This is a genomic window from Synechococcus sp. O70.1 (genome assembly GCF_047462215.1).
Lineage (GTDB): Bacteria > Cyanobacteriota > Cyanobacteriia > Thermostichales > Thermostichaceae > Thermostichus.
This window is the reverse complement of record NZ_JANSIT010000001.1, coordinates 99,270-115,972: the sequence shown is the minus strand read 5'-3', so window position 1 is coordinate 115,972 and position 16,703 is coordinate 99,270. Positions and strand designations below refer to the sequence as shown.

Below are 16,703 nucleotides of genomic sequence, written 5' to 3'. Positions count from 1 at the left end.
CTTGGCTTTCCAAGCCGTGGGGGCGAAGTTAAGGACAGCCGGCGCCCCTTTAGAAGCTGTAGTCCGAATCTACAATCACAGCGCAACCACGCGGGTGGAGACAGCTAGCCATAATCACCTTAACGGCAAAGTTTCCCTCGTAGGGTGCTTGCACAATGGGGAAATCGTCCAAGAGTTCGTCTGTAGCCAACACTTGACCACTGGCATCGTAAAGCACCAGATCCACATCGAAGCAATCCCGATCACACTGCGCCCAGATGTTTTCACCTTGGTAGAAGTAGCCTGTAACTACGGTCGATTGTCCATTAAGAAGCCACAAACTACGGCTCTGAGCCCAGGCGGCAGCACCCCCGACAACCGCGGCTGCCCCTATCAGGCTTGCCATCAACCAGCCCCGCACCGAAGCCATAGGAATGCCCTCCTTACTGAAGAACGGAGAAAGAATGGATTTGGCTACAGGGATCCACCTCAACACCCACACTCTAGCAGCCAACTCTGTTTCTCCCGAATGATCCAGATCACGTTAAGGATCCCATGTTGAAAATCGCAAAAAAGGGATCCCGACCAGAGCGGGGATCCCTTGATTTCGATCAGAGTAGGGTGGATAAAATCTGCCTAAAGCCCTCTATTTTTCTAGGCCGGAGCTATCCAGCTCCTCACTGGGGCAGAATCAGTTCTCCGCGGCGTCCCAGGGGATCGGTCAGAACACTGCCGGTGGGGCCTTTGATTTGAATGGTGCAGCGGCTGCCGGACACTTCGATGACGTTGTAGTTAGGCACTGCCAGCTCCAAGAAGCGCAGGTTGCCCGTTGTTACGCCAGGGATCCCGCTCACCTCTGGATTGGCAGGGTTCACAGGGGCCAGAAAGCCATTCACAATCCGGTAGTAGAGGCGGCTGGCGTTGGGGATCCCTAGGCGATTCCCTTCTTCATCGATGCTTAAAGCGGTAACACTCCGTCCGGTGGGGCCAGTCCATACTTCCCAAATAGGGTTGCTGCTGCCGGGGTTGACCTGGCCGATGAAACCGGCGTGGTTGTTGCCGGTTAGGAACACCACGTTGCGGATGTTGTTCTGCTCGATAAAGTCGATCACCTCCTGCCGCTCCAGCCAATAGCCCTCCCACACGTCGTTGGAGCGGAAATAGGTCACTGTGATGGGGAACTCGCTGACGATGAACTTGTAGGTAGCAGTGGAGTTGCGCAGGCCGTTGAACAGCCACTGCTTCTGCGGCTCTCCCAAGAGGGTGCGCGGCGTGCGGCGCAGCAGGTTAAACAGGGCTTGCTCGGATCCCGGCGGGCCGAAGAAAAGGGTCTCCTGCTCGGGCGTGAGGCGGATGCCGGCCAGCTCCAAAAAGCGCTGACGAGTCAGGGCGGGGGGCAAGATGGGCAGGATAGGGGTCACGGCAGCCAAGTCGCGGTACTGGCGCAGGTCGAGGATGAAGACTTCGGCATTGGCCCCGTAGCGGAAGCTGCGAAACAGCCGATCCCGGCTATCCACCCCCGGCACATCCGTCAAATTCGGGTTCATGGGGCTGTATTCAAAAAAGGCTTGGTAGCCTAACACTCTAAGGTCTTCCACATCGCGGGTTTGCCCGGTGGCGTCGTTGAGCTGGACGGCGCGACCGCCGCGGGCCTTCTGGCCGCTGTAGTTGTCGATCACCTCGTGGTCGTCCCAGTTGTAAACAAAAGCCGTGCGGCTGAACAACTGGGCAAACTCCGGCCCGGCATATTTGGGATCCCGCTGATCCCGATAGAGGCTGCGGTAAAACTCAAGCGTTGGTATCGGATCCAGACCCAGCCAGAAGCGATCCGCGTAAACGGTGTCGCCGTTGAAGGCGATGAAATCGATGTCGCCGCGGCTAACTTCTGCCAACATGGCTGCCCCAATAGGAAAGGGAGGCTCGTTGGCGCAGCTAATGTGCAAGAAACGAATGGGCCGCCCATCGCCTGGAGCTGGCAGGGTGCGGAACTGGCCCACGGGGCTGGTAAACCCCTCGCTAACAAAACGGTAGAAATAGCGCTGCGCCGGTCTTAGGCCGGTGACGACGGTGCGGACAATGTAGTCGCCTGGCTCGGTGCGGTAGTTGCGACCGGCCACGCGGCGGGCAATGAGGGAAACCTGCTGCAGAATAGGGCTGAACCCAGCATTTTCCGCTACCTGCAGCGTCACCGCCACCGTATCCACGCTGCTAGCCGGCACCACCCGCGTTGAGAGCACTGCCCCTTCGGGGGTGGGATCCCCGGCAAACACCCCCTGGGGAAATCCCGGCTCCCCCAGCGGCGGGATAGAAGAACTGGAGGTGCCCCCACAGGCGGCCAGGGCAGCTGCCCCACCCCCAAACATCAACAACTGCAGGAAAAAGCGACGGGAGCTCAGGGAACTCATAAGGCTAACCTCAGCGACGCCGGCAAATGTAAAGGGATCCGCAACAATGGCTAGTTGCCTTTAGTCAAGCACTTTTGCCCCCGAGCGGAGGTTGTGGATTGGTGAAAGCTGGGTTAGCTTCTGTTTAAGAACGCCGAGCTCCGTGCCCTAGCTTTTTGCAATCCTGCTAGCCTCTCCCTTAGCTAACCTGGCTGCGCAACTGCCGCAGCAGCCGCTCAAACTCCTCTGGCAAGGGAGCGGTAAACTGCAGTGGCTGGCCAGTGCGTGGGTGAACAAAGGAGAGCTTCCAGGCGTGGAGAGCTTGGCCGCTTAGCTTGACGGGGCTGGTTTTGCTCCGGGTGTAGAGGGGATCCCCAACAATGGGCAGGTGCAGGTGGGCGGCATGCACCCGAATCTGATGGGTGCGACCGGTCTCCAGCTCAAACTGCATTAGGGTGTAGTTGCCCAGGCGCTCCAGCACCTGCCAGTGGGTTACCGCTGCTCGCCCTTGGCCGGGGGGCAGGACGGCCATCTTCTGCCGATCCACCGGGTGCCTCCCAATGGGGGCAGAGATAGTGCCTTGGCTCTGGGCAGGACGCCCGAACACCACTCCCAGGTAGATGCGCCGGGCAGTTTTGGCTTGAATTTGGGCCTGCAGGTGCTGGTGAGCCTGATCGTGCTTGGCAATCACCAGGGCGCCGGTGGTGTCTTTGTCCAGGCGATGGACAATCCCCGGACGCAGTTCGCCGTTGATCCCCGAAAGGTGAGAACAATGGGCCAGCAGCGCATGCACCAGGGTGCCGCTGGCGTGTCCGGGAGCGGGATGCACCACCAGGCCGCGCGGCTTGTTGAGGACGAGGAGATCCTCGTCTTCGTAGAGGATGTCCAAGGGGATCGGTTCCGGCTGCAACGAGGTTGGGGTGGCTGGCGGGATCCGCACCTCGATCTGATCCCCCGCTTGCAGGGGGCGATCCTTATCCCGGCAGGGCTGCCCATTGAGCCAAACCTGGCCCTGGCGGATAAGCTGCTGCAGGCGCGAGCGCGACAGCTCCGGCAGTTGCTCTGCCAATCCTCGATCCAGCCGCAAGCCCTGCTGTTTTTCCGTCACTGTCACCCGGCGAATTTCTGCCACTGGATCTCTGGGGTCTTCCATTTGCCCTGTTTCCGCAAACTGCTGCTTTGAAAACATTGTGGCAGAGCGGTTACTTTTGCATTAGGTAAAAAAGGTCGAAGATTTGTGTCAGCTTTCTCAGCAGGATCTTGGCAGGATTGGCTCTGTGTCGTCTCCTTCTCAGGTTTCTCTAGGGGGCTGTGCCGGGATTTTAACCAGAGAAAAACCCTCAGTACAGTGGGGGTATAGCTCCTTAAAGCCGGGCCAGATTCTGGCTGGGGAAAGTTTCTTGCTACACGCAAGTGTTGCAGCACTTATTGCACAGTTGGTCCGCTGGGTACAAGGAAGCAAGGCATGTTGGATGGAGCAGCGCTGGGGTCCCAGCTTCAGCAACCCCCTCAACGCCAGCTTGGCTCAGAGCCGCCCTTGGTTTTGTCTCTCACAGAGGTGGGCCTGCGGGATATTGCTCAGGTAGGCGGGAAAAACGCCTCCTTGGGAGAAATGCTGCAGCAGTTAGCCCCCAAAGGGATCCGCGTGCCCCTGGGGTTTGCCACCACTGCCCATGCCTACCGCCAGTTCATTGCCGCTGGCGGCCTCGAGGAGAAGCTGCGGGAGATCTTCAAGGATCTAGACATCGAGGATGTGCGGAACCTGCGCGAGCGGGGCAAAGTTGCGCGCACCTTGATCCTGCAGACACCTTTCCCACTGGAGTTAGAGCAGGCCATTGCCGAAGCCTACCAGAAGCTGTGCGAGCGCTACGGCCCTGACACCGATGTGGCAGTGCGCTCCAGCGCCACGGCGGAAGACCTGCCCGACGCCAGCTTTGCCGGCCAGCAGGAGACCTACCTCAACGTGCACGGAGTAAAGGCGGTGCTGAATGCCTGCCACCGCTGCTTTGCCAGCCTGTTTACCGACCGGGCCATCTCCTACCGCCAGATCAAGGGCTTTGACCACTTTCAGGTGGCCCTCTCGGTGGGGGTACAGAAGATGGTGCGCTCGGACTTGGCCTGTTCGGGGGTGATGTTCTCCATCGACCCAGAAACGGGCTTCAAAGATGCGGTGCTGATCACCGCGGCCTATGGCCTGGGGGAAAACGTGGTGCAAGGGATCGTCAACCCCGACGAATACGTGGTCTTTAAGCCTACCCTGAAGCAGGGGCTGCGGCCCATCCTCTCGCGCAAGCTGGGCAGCAAAGCCCTGAAGCTGGTCTACGACGAGGAGGGATCCCGCCTCACCAAAAACGTACCCGTCCCCGAAAGCCTACGCCGGCAATATGCCCTCAAGGACGACGAGATCCTGGAGTTGGCTCGCTGGGCCTGCCTTATCGAAGAGCACTACTCGGCGCTGCGGGGCCGCTTCACCCCCATGGACATCGAGTGGGCCAAAGATGGGATCACGGGCGAGCTGTTCATCGTCCAGGCCCGCCCCGAGACGGTGCAGTCCCAAAAAGCCGCCAACCGCCTCAAGACCTATCGCTTGACGCAGCCACAGGCGCGCCCAGAACCCCTGGTTCGGGGACGAGCAGTGGGGGAGGCCATTGGCCAGGGCACAGCTCGGGTCATTTTGGATGTGCGCCGCTTGGATCAGTTCCAAGCGGGCGAGGTGCTGGTGACGGAGAAAACAGATCCCGACTGGGAGCCGATCATGAAAAAGGCCAGCGCCATTGTCACCAACCAAGGGGGGCGCACCTGCCATGCGGCCATCATCGCCCGCGAGCTGGGGATCCCGGCCATTGTTGGCTGCGGCAGCGCCACGCAAGTACTCCGCTCCGGCGATCCTATCACCGTCTCCTGTGCCGAAGGGGAGGAAGGGCGCGTCTATCCTGGCTTGCTGTCCTATGAAGTTACAGAGATCCCCCTCGAGGAGCTGCCCCGCCCCCGCACCCAACTGATGATGAACGTGGGCAACCCGGAAAAAGCCTTTGGCCTCAGCGAGATCCCTTGCGATGGCGTGGGTCTGGCGCGGCTGGAGTTCATCATCGCCAACCACATCCAGGTGCACCCTCTAGCGTTGGTTCACTACGAGGAGGCGGTCAAGGAGGAGCCGCGCCTGGCAGAGCTCACCGCCCAGTATTCTGACAAGCCGGAGTACTTTGTGGACAAGCTGGCCCAGGGAGTGGCCACCATCGCCGCTGCCTTCTACCCCAAGCCGGTGATCGTGCGGCTATCGGACTTCAAGAGCAACGAATACGCCCACCTGCTGGGCGGATCCCGCTACGAGCCTCACGAGGAAAACCCCATGATTGGCTGGCGGGGGGCCTCCCGCTACACCGATCCCCGCTATCGCGACGGCTTTGCCCTTGAGTGCCGGGCCATGAAACGGGTGCGGGACGAGATGGGCCTGACCAACGTCATCTTGATGATTCCCTTCTGCCGCACCCCCGAAGAAGGGCACAAGGTGCTGGAGGAGATGGCCCGCCACGGCCTGGTGCGAGGGGAAAACGGCCTGCAGGTGTACGTCATGTGCGAGCTGCCCAGCAACGTCATCCTGGCCGACGAGTTCTGCCAGATCTTCGACGGCTTTTCCATCGGCTCCAACGACCTCACCCAGCTCACCCTGGGGTTGGACCGCGACTCCGCCCTGGTGGCCCATCTTTTTGACGAGCGCCACGAGGCGGTCAAGCGGATGATCGCCCAGGTAATCCAGACCGTGAAAAGCCACGGGCGCAAGATTGGCATCTGTGGCCAGGCCCCCAGCGACTACCCTGACTTTGCCCGCTTCCTAGTGCAGCAAGGGATCGACTCCATTAGCCTCAACCCGGATTCCCTGCTGAAAACTCTGTTGGTGGTGGCTGAGGCGGAAGGCGATGGTACCCAATAGGCTCAGGGGGCTGCGCTGGGATCGCGTTGGCTGGGTTACAATCTTCTCTGCTGTGTTGCCATCCCCGCCATGATCCACGAACTCTCCATGCCGGCCCTCAGCTCCACCATGGAAACGGGCAAGATCGTTGCCTGGCTGAAAAACCCCGGCGACCGGGTGGAGAAAGGGGAAAACATCCTGGTGGTGGAGTCGGACAAGGCGGACATGGATGTGGAGTCCTTCCACAGCGGCATTCTGGCCAGCATCCTGGTACCGGCAGGGGAATCGGCGCCGGTGGGCACGCCCATTGCCCTCATTGCCGAAACCGAAGCAGAGGTGGCCGAGGCTCAAGAGAGAGCTAAGGCCCTCTCTAAGGGTGCTGCGCCACTAGCTACGCCTAGTGCAGCCTCTGTCCCCCCAGTGCAACGGCCAGCCTCTGCCCCTGCAGCGATCTCCACCTCCGCACCCCCAACTGGCTCCGACGGGGCCGGATCCCAGCGGATCCTGGCTTCCCCACGGGCAAAGAAACTGGCAGAGAGCTTGGGGGTTGACCTGAGCACTGTGCGCGGCTCTGGCCCAGGGGGCCGCATCGTAGCGGAAGATGTGGAGCGGGCCGCAGCTCAGGCTGCCTCTGCCCCGGCGGCAGCTTTTTCCTCGGCTGCTCCTCCCCCTGTCTCTGCGCCCTTGGGAGAAGTGGTTCCCTTGAGCACCCTGCAGGCGGCGGTGGTGCACAACATGAACGCCAGCCTGGGTGTGCCAGTGTTCCACGTCGGCTACACCATCACAACCGACAGCTTGGATCAGCTTTACCAACAGGTGAAGCCCAAGGGGGTAACGCTGACGGCCCTTTTGGTCAAAGCTGTGGCCCTCACTCTAGAAAAGCACCCCCTCCTCAATGCCAGCTACACAGAAAACGGGATCCACTACAAAGCGGACATCAACATTGCCGTGGCGGTGGCCATGGAGGATGGGGGCCTAATTACCCCTGTGCTCAAGCAAGCCAACCGAGTTGACCTGTACGAACTCTCACGGCGTTGGAAGGAGCTGGTGGAGCGAGCGCGGCGCAAGCAACTGCAGCCAGAAGAGTACAACAGTGGCACCTTCACCCTCTCCAACCTGGGCATGTTTGGGGTGGATCGCTTCGACGCCATCCTGCCCCCCAACCAAGGGGCTATCTTGGCCATTGGCGCTGCTCGCCCCACCGTGGTGGCTACGCCGGAAAAAGCCATTGCCATTCGCTCCCAAATGCAGGTTAACCTCACCTGCGACCACCGCGTCATTTACGGCGCCCACGCTGCGGCCTTCTTGCAAGATCTAGCCCAGTTGTTGGAGCAAAAGGTGGAATCCCTGACGCTGTAGAACTCAATAAGGGGCAGGCTGGGATCGACCTCAAGAGCCCAGGCGTGGATGCCGACGCTAATGTTGTGGGTGCAGAGGACGAGAGCTGAGCAATCTCGGTCAAGCTCCGCCAGAATCCACTCGCGCTACTCTCGGTACTAAAGCCAAGGGCACTGAGGTTGGCTAGCTCTGGCTCTACCGGTTCTCGCACATCGATGAGTTGCAGCGGGGCAGCCCCAGGATCTCTTAAGCGGGCAGCCAGCTGTTGCGCGCGACCGGGCGAATGAAAGAGAACATGGCTGACCTGTAACTTATCTGGATCCGTTCCTAGGATATACCGGCTCAGCATCTGCTCTGGGCTGCTTGCAAGTGGTCGTGGTTGGCCGACAACGCTAGAACTTCAAATTTCCCTACTGATTGCAGACCCTCTGCCAAGATCCCCTTTAGGAGGCTCTGCTCGAGAAGATTGATCCCAGGGGTCTATCGGGGCTCTGGGTGTCTTCAGTTCTGATAGGCTTGACTAATGGGAACTTGCCAAGGATCTTCCACCGATGGAAGGACTTCGTCCTACAAACGGCCCAGTATCCCAATCTATCTGGCCAGTTCGTTCCCTTTTGCTGACTCTGTTGGCAGGGATCGCTTTTGGCTGTGGAGGAGGCACAGGCAACTCTCCCCCTCTGCCGTCGCCAGGTAGTGGATCTGTCGTCCTGCAAGTGGATCCGGCCAGGGGCCCCTTTACCAAGGTGGCTGATGCCGTTGCAGAAGCGCAGCGGCTGCAAAATGCCACAGCAGGACTAGAGGTGCTGATCCAGATTCTGGGGGCAGGTAGAGAGAGGCTGCAGGGCAACCTGGCCCTAGATGGGGGCGACGGCACCAACGGCGGACGGATTCGCATCACCAGCTCCGCAGCCTACGAGATCCTGACCGGACCCTTCGACCTGATTGTAGCTAGCCAAACCAGCCTACAGGGGGTGGATGTGGTGCTAGAAGGTGGGCGCGTTCAGGTGAACAACGGCAACTTTCAGCCGAGCAAGGTAACTCTCAACGATCCCCGCTCCAACATCTTGGTCAATGGCAATGCTGCGGTTCTGGAGGGGGTTCTGGGCCAGCTGGCTCAGATCTTTTGCCGGCAATTTTCGGATCCTTGTGTGCAGATCTCTGGCAATGGCCGGGTCGCGAGCATCTCATCCACCGTCAGCAAAGCTGGTGGTGTGGGTATAGGCATTGTGCCAGGTAGTAACCCTACCATTGAAAACAGCACAATCCTCCTGCAGGCTGTGCGGGCTTTGGCTGTTCGCTATAGCGACAACTCTGGCGGGGTTTTCCGTAACAACCAGATTGAAGGGGATCCAGACACTGCTGCAACTGCTGCGCCAGTGCAGGCTCGGCAAGCAGCTACCGACGGCACAACTGGGATCCAGCTGGATGGAGCGGGGTCGGCACCGGCCATCCAATTTAATAGGATCGGTGTTGGCAGAATAGCTGGCAGTGTTGGTATCCGCATTTTGCAAGGAAGCCAAGCTCGTACTATTTCCGACAATACGTTCATAACCCGCGGTGAAGGCATGGGGGTAGGGATTCAAGTGGTAGCTGGCACTCCGGAGACAGTAGTTGCTGCCTACTTGGCCAACAACCGCTTCCAGGGGAACTTTCCTGAAAGGATCAGCGTTGGCCCTGTGCCCACGCCCACTCCAGAACTGACACCCACACCTACCCCGGAACCGACACCTAGGCTGACTCCAACGCCCATCCCAGAGCCAATACCCAGGCCAACGCCAACGCCCACGCCGACACTAACGCCTACTCCTGCCGGTGTGACGATCACTATCCCAGGCCTGCCTGCTGGTGCTACAGTAACGGTGACAGGAGCAGGAGGTTCCCCCGTTATTGCCGCTTCCACCTCGGTGTCTGGGGACGTGGTTATCTTCCCAGGCCCATTCACCATCCCCTTTGGCGGCCAGATCCGGGTGACTCCCGCCATTCCTTCACCTGGGCCGATCAGGGTCGGCGGTACTACCCTTACAATCTTCGACAACACCACTAACCCTGGCAGCACCACCTACTTCAACCTCGGCCCTGCCATTTCGGTGAACTAGCTTGGGGTTGGCTCCAGAAGGGCACTCGATTTCCACTTAGAAGGCGCTAGGTGGCAGCCGGTCGCCTTTCTTACCGGCCTTTGCTGACGATTTCTGTCTCCTAGAGAGGGGGTGAAGACCTCGGTCGCCGTCAAGGATGAAGTGTTGCCGTTTGCAATCTGCGCCCGCAGCACAAACAAGAACGGCAACAAAGAGAGGGAATTAGCCTGGGCCCAAGCCTCTTGGAGTGAAGAAGGCGTCTTGTCAACTACTCAAGAGAGCTGCCTATGCCTATTAGTTAGACTGCTCTACAGCAGTTTTGTCCTCTTTTGCTTCTGCTGCTTTAGCCGCTCTCATCTCTGCCAAAATCTCTTCGGGTCGCTTCCCAGCTCGCTGGGATCCGGTAGGCAGGTCGTGGGGATCGATCACCCCCTTGGGCAGGTAGGCAAACTCCCGCAGAGGTGTCACCATTGGATCCTCTGTTACTTTAGAGGGCAAGCGGCCTAGCGCCACCTGATGGTAGTTCAGCTCGTGGCGGTCGTAGGTGGCTAGCTCATAATCTTCGGTAACCGAGAGGCAATTGGTGGGGCAAAACTCTACGCAGTTGGCGCAGAAAATGCACACTCCAAAATCGATGCTGTAGCTGTAGAGCTCTTTTTTCTTCAGCTCGGTGTTATAGACCCAGTCCACCACGGGCAGGTCGATGGGGCAAACCCGAACACAGATTTCACAGGCGATGCATTTATCAAACTCAAAATGGATACGTCCCCGAAAGCGCTCAGAGGGGATCAGCTTCTCAAAGGGGTACTGAACAGTCACGGGCCGGCGGTTCATGTGGTCGAAGACGACCCCCATCCCCTGGCCAATGTACTTGGCAGCCTTGAAGGCATCGCTTACGTATTCGCCAACGCGCTTTAGAAAAGTCATGACCTATTTCCTCTCCCTTGCTGCTTCTACTTTCATTAACCCCCGAAAAAGGTTGGGAAGGCCAGCTTCAAAGCTGCCGTCAACAGCAAATTGACAAACGAGACGGGCAGCAGAAATTTCCACCCCAAGTCCAAGAGCTGGTCAATGCGCACCCGCGGCACGGTCCAGCGCAAGAGGATAGCCAAAAACACAAAGATAAAGGCCTTGACCATCGTCATAACAATGCCCAAGGCTGCGGCTGCAATCTGCAAAAAGGGATTGTCTAGCGGGATCCCCATCCACGCTGCAATAGCTTCTACCGGCACCACGAAGGACCAGCCCCCCAGGTACAGCACTGCCGCAATCAGAGAAGCCAGCAGCAGGTTGGCGTAGGAGCCTAGATAAAACAGGGCAAACTTGATGCCGGAGTACTCGGTGTGGTAGCCAGCCACCAGCTCTTCCTCGGCCTCCGGTAGGTCAAAGGGAATCCGCTCCGTCTCTGCCAGCGCCGAGATCAAGAAAATGACAAAGCCAATCGGCTGCCGCCAGACGTTCCAACTAAGGATCCCCAGGCCACTTTGCTGCTCCACGATCCCCACGGTGTCTAGGCCGTTGCTCATCAGCACCACCGCCAGCACCGACAAGGCCAAGGGCAGCTCGTAGCTAATCGATTGGGCCGCCGCTCGCAGACCCCCCAGCAGGGAATACTTGTTGTTGGAGCCGTAGCCGGACATCAACAAGCCAATGGGCTGCACGCTGGAGGTGGCGATCAGAAAAAGGACGCCGATGGCGATGTTGGAGATCAGTAGGTTTTGGCCGAAGGGAACCACCAGATAGCACAGAAAGACGGGCAGAAAAACCAGGATGGGACCCAGCGTGAACAAAACTGGGTCAGCTAGGCTAGGCAGTACATCTTCCTTCGTTAAGAGCTTGATGCCATCGGCAATCGGGATCAGTACCCCGTGGGGCCCAGCCATGTTGGGGCCAATCCGCTGTTGGGCCGCCGCCGAGATCTTGCGCTCCAGCCAGGTCATGACCATCACTCCCAAGGTGGCGGCGATAACCATGAGCACCATGGGCAGAGGTACCCATAGAGCGTGGGCAGCGCCTGGGCTTAGACCCAAGTTTTGCAGGGCCGTCTCAAAGCTGTGCTGCAAGTCGATGCCAGCAGTGGTCATGGAGTCAAGTAGCTCCCTAAAGACAGTGGATTGCAAATACTGCTAATTAGGTCTTGCCGTTGGGATCCGACTGGGGAGGGCGGTGGCGGCGGCGTAGCTCCTGTTGAATGATGGCCTGGAGGCGGGCATCGGATAACTCTTCGGCACGGCGACGCCTTTCTTCTTGGTACTTGGCCCATTGCTTGGGGCCAATAATTGCGGCAATGGTTACAACAATTAAAAGCGGCAGAACTAGGATCGCCCAGGCCATCGCCTTTGTCCTCGCTTTCCTAGAGTATCTTAGCGATCCACCTCCCCCATGATGATGTCGATGCTGCCCAGAATGGCAATCATATCGGCCACCTTCATGCCGCGAACCAGCTGAGGCAACACCTGGAGGTTGACAAAGCCAGGCGGACGAATCTTCCAGCGCCAAGGACAGACATTGTCGTCGCCAACAATGTAAATCCCCAGCTCCCCTTTGGCGCTCTCCACCCGCACGTAGGCCTCCCCTTTGGGGATCTTGAAGTTGGCCGAGGGCTTCTTGCTAATGAACTGGTAGTCCAGTTGATTCCACTCCGACTTTGGCCCCTCCAGCATGCGTTTGGCTTCCAGATTTTCAAAGGGGCCGCCGGGCAGGGCTTTCACTGCCTGCTGGACAATTTTGCAGGACTCGCGCATCTCCTTCATGCGCACCCGATAGCGGGCCAGGCAGTCCCCTTCGGGGTAAACGGCCACCTCCCAGTCGAAGTCGTCGTAGCACTCGTAGTGGTCTACTTTGCGCAGATCCCAGTTGACGCCGCAGGCCCGCAGCATGGGTCCAGAGAGGCCCCAGTTGATGGCATCCTCCTTGGAAATGACCCCCACCCCTTCCAGCCGCCGCCGGAAGATGGGGTTGTCGGTAACCAACCGTTCGTACTCATCCACTTTGGGCAGGAAGTACTCGCAAAAGTCCAAGCACTTTTCCGTCCAGCCGTAGGGCAAGTCCACCGCCACGCCCCCGACACGGAAGTAGTTGTTGTTGATGAGGCGCATGCCGGTGACGGCTTCAAACAGGTCTAGAATCCACTCCCGCTCCCGCATGGCGTAGAGGAAGGGGGTTTGGGCGCCCAAGTCCGCCAAGAAAGGGCCAAACCAAAGTAGGTGATTGGTGATGCGGGTTAGCTCCAGCATGATCACCCGCAGGTAGCTAGCCCGCTTGGGCACGCTGATCCCGGCCAGCTTCTCGACGGCGTTGACAGTAATGGCCTCGTTGAACATGCCAGCCCCATAGTCCCAGCGGGAGACGTAGGGCAAGTATTGCACCACGGTGCGGTTTTCGGCAATTTTTTCCATGCCGCGGTGCAGATAGCCAATCACGGGCTCACAGTCGACAATGTTTTCGCCATCGAGGGTGACCAGCAGGCGCAAGACCCCATGCATGGAAGGGTGGTGCGGCCCAAAGTTGAGCAGCATCCGATCGGTACGGGTCTCGATCATGGGCATGGGCATAGCCGCCACCTCCGCAATGAGGTTCATACTCTGCAACAATTGCAGTATAGCGGCTTTCCCACTTTTCCTCGATGGCTTTAGACATCAAGGATCCCAATCCTCGCCATTGGCCTTGGCTAAAAAAGGAGGGAGGGCGATGACCGGTTCTTCTGCCAATGGCTCCTCTCGACGCGAGCAGCAACACCCGCAATACCACATCGATCGAGCTCTCCTCAACGAGCTGATGGCCCAGGAGGGCCCCCCCTCCGATTGGGCGCTGGCGGAAGTGGCCCGTCTGCGCATCCGTTACTATGGCTTCCCCGGTGCCTGGGATCTACAGCGAGATTTGGATCAGATCCTGGAGAGGTGGGGCCTCAGCGAAGAAGAGCTATTCGCCCGCACTCGCCAAATCCACGCCCTCGGCCAGGTGTACGACCGCAGCTTTACCACCCGAGACGATTGGGCTTAGGGGAGACTTCTAGCGGCCAGCTAGGAGGCCTGGAGTTGCTCGGCAAAAACGGGGTCCAGAGGCACATCCAAAGCGGCGATGACCTTGGTCCAGAAGTTCATGAAGCCAATCCAGGCCGAGAGCTCCACCAGATCTTCGTCTGACCAAATAGCTTTGAGGCGGGCAAAGAAGCTGTCGGTCACCACCATGCTGGGCACGGTCATGCGCTCGGCGTACTCGATGGCTAGCTTCTCGGCTTCAGTGTAGAGGGAGCTGGTGCGGGCCTGCGCCACCGCTGCAATTTTGGCTGGGGGAACCCCCAGTTTTTGCGCCTGCAGGGTGTGGTAGGGCAGGCAGTAGTGGCGGCAGCCGTTGATCTGGGCAATGCGGATGCTGATCAGTTCTTTTAGCTCCTCAGGCAGGTTGGGATTTTGCGTGTGCAGCGCCCCATAGAGGTTCATCACCGCCCGCATCAGTTGAGGCTTGTGGGCCATTACCTGCAAGGGGTTCAGGGCAGTGCCGTAGGTTTTTTCCAGGCTTTCGTAAACCTTCTGCAGTTGCTTATCGGCTTTCTCTGGAGTAACAGGAGGGATCCGCATGGACTGTCTATAGCAATTGCCGCATTCTCGACTTTAGCGCGTTTGGGAGATCTGCCCAAGCCTTCCACCCTCCTGTCCTGGCTGCTTTCTCTTCGCAAGCCCCAGTTCAATTGCCCAAGGACTGCTCAATGGCTTCCACTTGCTGCTGGGTAGCGGTGGCTCCTTGGTTGAGGGTTTGTTGCAGTTGATCCCGCGACTGGTAGATCTGCAGCGGCCCTCCCTGCGGGATCCCTTGCTGGGCGGCCTCGGGACTGGCCTGTTCCGGCCTCGGCTCCGAGCTCAAGGGGCTGCGGTAGAGGCGATTGACCACCAGAAAGCCCACCAGCACCACGGCAGCAGCCACCAAAAGTCGAATCATAGGGGATCCCTTGCAAACCGCTAGTTCTAGACCTAGAATGCCCCAAAAGAGCGACGAGTATCAGAAGGCTAGGAGCCCTCTCCCCACGAAGAAAGTAAGAGCAACCTCAACAGGTCTCTAGGGGCATGGATCCCGTTGGCTCCCAGTTGTCAGCCGGGTTGGGGCAGCAAAGTTGACGGGCCTCTGTCCCTTCAGTACGATAATGGATCTAGCTGGGCGAGTGGCGGAACTGGTAGACGCACCGCACTCAAAATGCGGCGGGAAACCGTGTCGGTTCGAATCCGACCTTGCCCATGGCAAAGTGACCTGCCTGCTTCCACGACCTGCAGCTAGCAGCAGAGTTCACCTCCACTACCCCGCTTTCAAGCGGCGCACCAGTTGCCAGCCCTCCACCTCGGCCAAAGGCTGCAGCCCCAGATTCTGGATCGATATCTGCTGAGCTTGGACAGGAGAGACCCACAGGTAATCCCCATGTTTCCCTGCTTGCAGGGCCTGGTTATCCACCCACCGTCCTGGGTTGGGGGTGTAGAAGGCAAGGGCCTGGGCCTGACAGACGTCCGCTAGGCCGCTGCGGCCAATGTCCACTGTGGGAAAATCAGGGTCTGCAGAGCCCAGCATCTGTTTCCAGTCCATCTGGGCAAAGGCGGGATTGAAATTGCCGAAGTCAGGCCGCAGGACAATGCTGACCATGGTGAGGATGCTGGCAGCCAGGAGCGTGCCCACCCAGAGTTCGCCGGCATAGTTCAGCACCCGCCGCCAGCTCCAGATCGCTGGCAAGAGCAGATACAGCAGGCCGATCGCCATCAATGGCCAAGCGTGGGGTTGGAGCAGACCCAGTCCCTCGACGTCCCGCTTGAGGGCCAGCCCCAAACCCAAAAGCAGGGTTCCCACCGCCGCCAGCCCCCAAGAGAGCACCTGGGCCACATGGGGTCTGTCGCGGCGAGAGCCTCGTCCTACTGTTGCCGGCAAGGCGGAGCGGAGCGGAAATGGCAGAGCTTGATCCAGAACCACCCCCGCTAGGAGAGCTAGCCAGGGATAGAGCTGTACCGTGTAGTAGGGCGTTTTGGTGGGATAGAGCTGCAAGAGCAAAAACAACAGCAGGGGGAAAGACCAAACCAGCAGGGTGGATCCGGGCTTTTGCCGTAGCAGCAGCCAGCCTCCCACCAAGGCCAAAACCGTCCAGGGGAAGCCATGGATCGGGATGTGCCAAAAGTAATACCAGCCGGTGGCATCGGCATGGAAGGGTTCTTGCCCCAGATCCCACACCTTCCCCACCAAAGCAGCTAACACCTTTGGGCCGTGCACCCCTACAGCCGGCACTAGCCACAGGCCAAAGATCCCCAAGCCCAGGCCAATTGCCAGCCAAAATTGGGCAGATCCCAGCCAGTGCCGCCGCTGCTGCCACAGGTAGGGGATCAAAGCCACCGCCGGCAGCAGGATCATGGCGCTCTTCATCAAAAGGCCCAGTCCAAAGGCCACTCCCGCCAACCAGAACCAGCGCCGGTGGCCGCGGATGCCGTTCACCAGGGCCAGGATCCCCAGCAGCTCCAGGCAGGTTAGAGGCACATCCTGCCCCACCAGTCGCCCTTGCTGCACCCAGAGGTAGCACAGGGGCAAAACCGCCATTCCTAGAAGAGCCGCCCGGCTTGGCAAAAAGGCCCGCCCAATCCAGCCGATGAGGGGGATGGAAAGCAAAGCCGCCAGGATCCCGGGCAGCCGCGCCGCCCACTCGTTTACGCCATAAAGGGCAAAGCTGAGGGCCACGCTCCAGGTAAGTAGGGGAGGCTTCTCAAAAAAAGGCTCTCCCAGAAAAGTTGGCCCCAGCCAGTTGCCTCCCCGCAGCAGCTCGCGAGCCATCTGGGCGTAAAAGCTCTCGTCACAACCAGCCAAACTGGGATCCGCTCCCGAGAGCACAAACAGCGGCACTGCCAGGCCCACGATCAATAGGCTCAAAGCCCAAAAGGAAAACAGATGCGGGTCGCGGCGAAACTGCACAAAAGAACTGGCTGGGGGCAGGGATCCCCGGCGAGGAGCACTGCCCAAACGGTTGGGGTTGCCGAAGGGACGCATGAACAAGCC

Annotated in this window: 14 protein-coding genes and 1 tRNA gene; 5 read left to right on the top strand and 10 right to left on the bottom strand. The window is 59.3% G+C overall.

What is annotated here, in order from left to right:
- Positions 1 to 49: 49 nt before the first annotated feature.
- The 3 genes from NW833_RS00545 to NW833_RS00535 form a co-directional block, all read right to left on the bottom strand.
- Entirely contained in the window at positions 50 to 409 is a 360-nt protein-coding gene (locus NW833_RS00545) for a hypothetical protein (RefSeq protein WP_414411197.1), read from the bottom strand.
- A gap of 247 nt (positions 410 to 656) precedes the next feature.
- Complete coding sequence (locus NW833_RS00540; protein ID WP_414411196.1) at positions 657 to 2,384, bottom strand: alkaline phosphatase D family protein; 1,728 nt, start codon at positions 2,382 to 2,384, stop codon at positions 657 to 659.
- Between the two features lie 178 nt (positions 2,385 to 2,562).
- A complete protein-coding gene (locus tag NW833_RS00535) occupies positions 2,563 to 3,516 on the bottom strand; it encodes an RluA family pseudouridine synthase (protein ID WP_414411195.1) in 954 nt (317 codons plus the stop codon).
- A gap of 312 nt (positions 3,517 to 3,828) precedes the next feature.
- Between NW833_RS00535 and ppsA the strand changes: the two genes are divergently transcribed.
- From ppsA to NW833_RS00520, 3 genes are all read left to right on the top strand, one after another.
- Complete coding sequence (gene ppsA, locus NW833_RS00530; RefSeq protein ID WP_414411194.1) at positions 3,829 to 6,294, top strand: phosphoenolpyruvate synthase; 2,466 nt, start codon at positions 3,829 to 3,831, stop codon at positions 6,292 to 6,294.
- Positions 6,295 to 6,363: 69 nt separating this feature from the next.
- Complete coding sequence (locus NW833_RS00525; RefSeq protein WP_414411193.1) at positions 6,364 to 7,632, top strand: dihydrolipoamide acetyltransferase family protein; 1,269 nt, start codon at positions 6,364 to 6,366, stop codon at positions 7,630 to 7,632.
- Between the two features lie 692 nt (positions 7,633 to 8,324).
- Positions 8,325 to 9,707, top strand: coding sequence for a right-handed parallel beta-helix repeat-containing protein (locus NW833_RS00520; protein ID WP_414411192.1), 1,383 nt, complete (start codon positions 8,325 to 8,327; stop codon positions 9,705 to 9,707).
- Between the two features lie 273 nt (positions 9,708 to 9,980).
- Here NW833_RS00520 and ndhI read toward each other — a convergent pair whose 3' ends face one another.
- From ndhI to NW833_RS00500, 4 genes are read right to left on the bottom strand one after another with little or no spacing between them, the layout of a single operon-like run.
- Positions 9,981 to 10,613, bottom strand: coding sequence for an NAD(P)H-quinone oxidoreductase subunit I (gene ndhI / locus NW833_RS00515; RefSeq protein WP_414411191.1), 633 nt, complete (start codon positions 10,611 to 10,613; stop codon positions 9,981 to 9,983).
- A 35-nt stretch (positions 10,614 to 10,648) separates the two neighbouring features.
- Complete coding sequence (gene nuoH, locus NW833_RS00510) at positions 10,649 to 11,770, bottom strand: NADH-quinone oxidoreductase subunit NuoH (RefSeq protein WP_414393587.1); 1,122 nt, start codon at positions 11,768 to 11,770, stop codon at positions 10,649 to 10,651.
- A 46-nt stretch (positions 11,771 to 11,816) separates the two neighbouring features.
- A complete protein-coding gene (locus NW833_RS00505; RefSeq protein ID WP_414393585.1) occupies positions 11,817 to 12,020 on the bottom strand; it encodes a hypothetical protein in 204 nt (67 codons plus the stop codon).
- 29 nt (positions 12,021 to 12,049) lie between these two features.
- A complete protein-coding gene (locus tag NW833_RS00500; protein WP_414393799.1) occupies positions 12,050 to 13,234 on the bottom strand; it encodes an NAD(P)H-quinone oxidoreductase subunit H in 1,185 nt (394 codons plus the stop codon).
- A 142-nt stretch (positions 13,235 to 13,376) separates the two neighbouring features.
- On the opposite strand from NW833_RS00500, the gene NW833_RS00495 reads away from it, so the two are divergent.
- Complete coding sequence (locus NW833_RS00495) at positions 13,377 to 13,688, top strand: DUF3288 family protein (protein ID WP_414411190.1); 312 nt, start codon at positions 13,377 to 13,379, stop codon at positions 13,686 to 13,688.
- 20 nt (positions 13,689 to 13,708) lie between these two features.
- On the opposite strand, the gene NW833_RS00490 is transcribed toward NW833_RS00495, so the two are convergent.
- Both NW833_RS00490 and NW833_RS00485 read right to left on the bottom strand, forming a co-directional pair.
- Positions 13,709 to 14,266, bottom strand: coding sequence for a carboxymuconolactone decarboxylase family protein (locus tag NW833_RS00490; protein WP_414393582.1), 558 nt, complete (start codon positions 14,264 to 14,266; stop codon positions 13,709 to 13,711).
- A gap of 106 nt (positions 14,267 to 14,372) precedes the next feature.
- The gene (locus NW833_RS00485) at positions 14,373 to 14,624 is read right to left on the bottom strand and encodes a hypothetical protein (RefSeq protein WP_414411189.1); all 252 of its coding nucleotides are present in this window, start codon (positions 14,622 to 14,624) and stop codon (positions 14,373 to 14,375) included.
- Between the two features lie 214 nt (positions 14,625 to 14,838).
- Between NW833_RS00485 and NW833_RS00480 the strand changes: the two genes are divergently transcribed.
- A tRNA-Leu gene (locus tag NW833_RS00480) sits at positions 14,839 to 14,918 on the top strand.
- 57 nt (positions 14,919 to 14,975) lie between these two features.
- Here the strand turns inward: NW833_RS00480 and NW833_RS00475 are convergent.
- Positions 14,976 to 16,694 (bottom strand): ArnT family glycosyltransferase, encoded by a 1,719-nt coding sequence (locus NW833_RS00475; RefSeq protein WP_414411188.1) that lies wholly within the window; start codon positions 16,692 to 16,694, stop codon positions 14,976 to 14,978.
- Positions 16,695 to 16,703 lie beyond the last annotated feature (9 nt).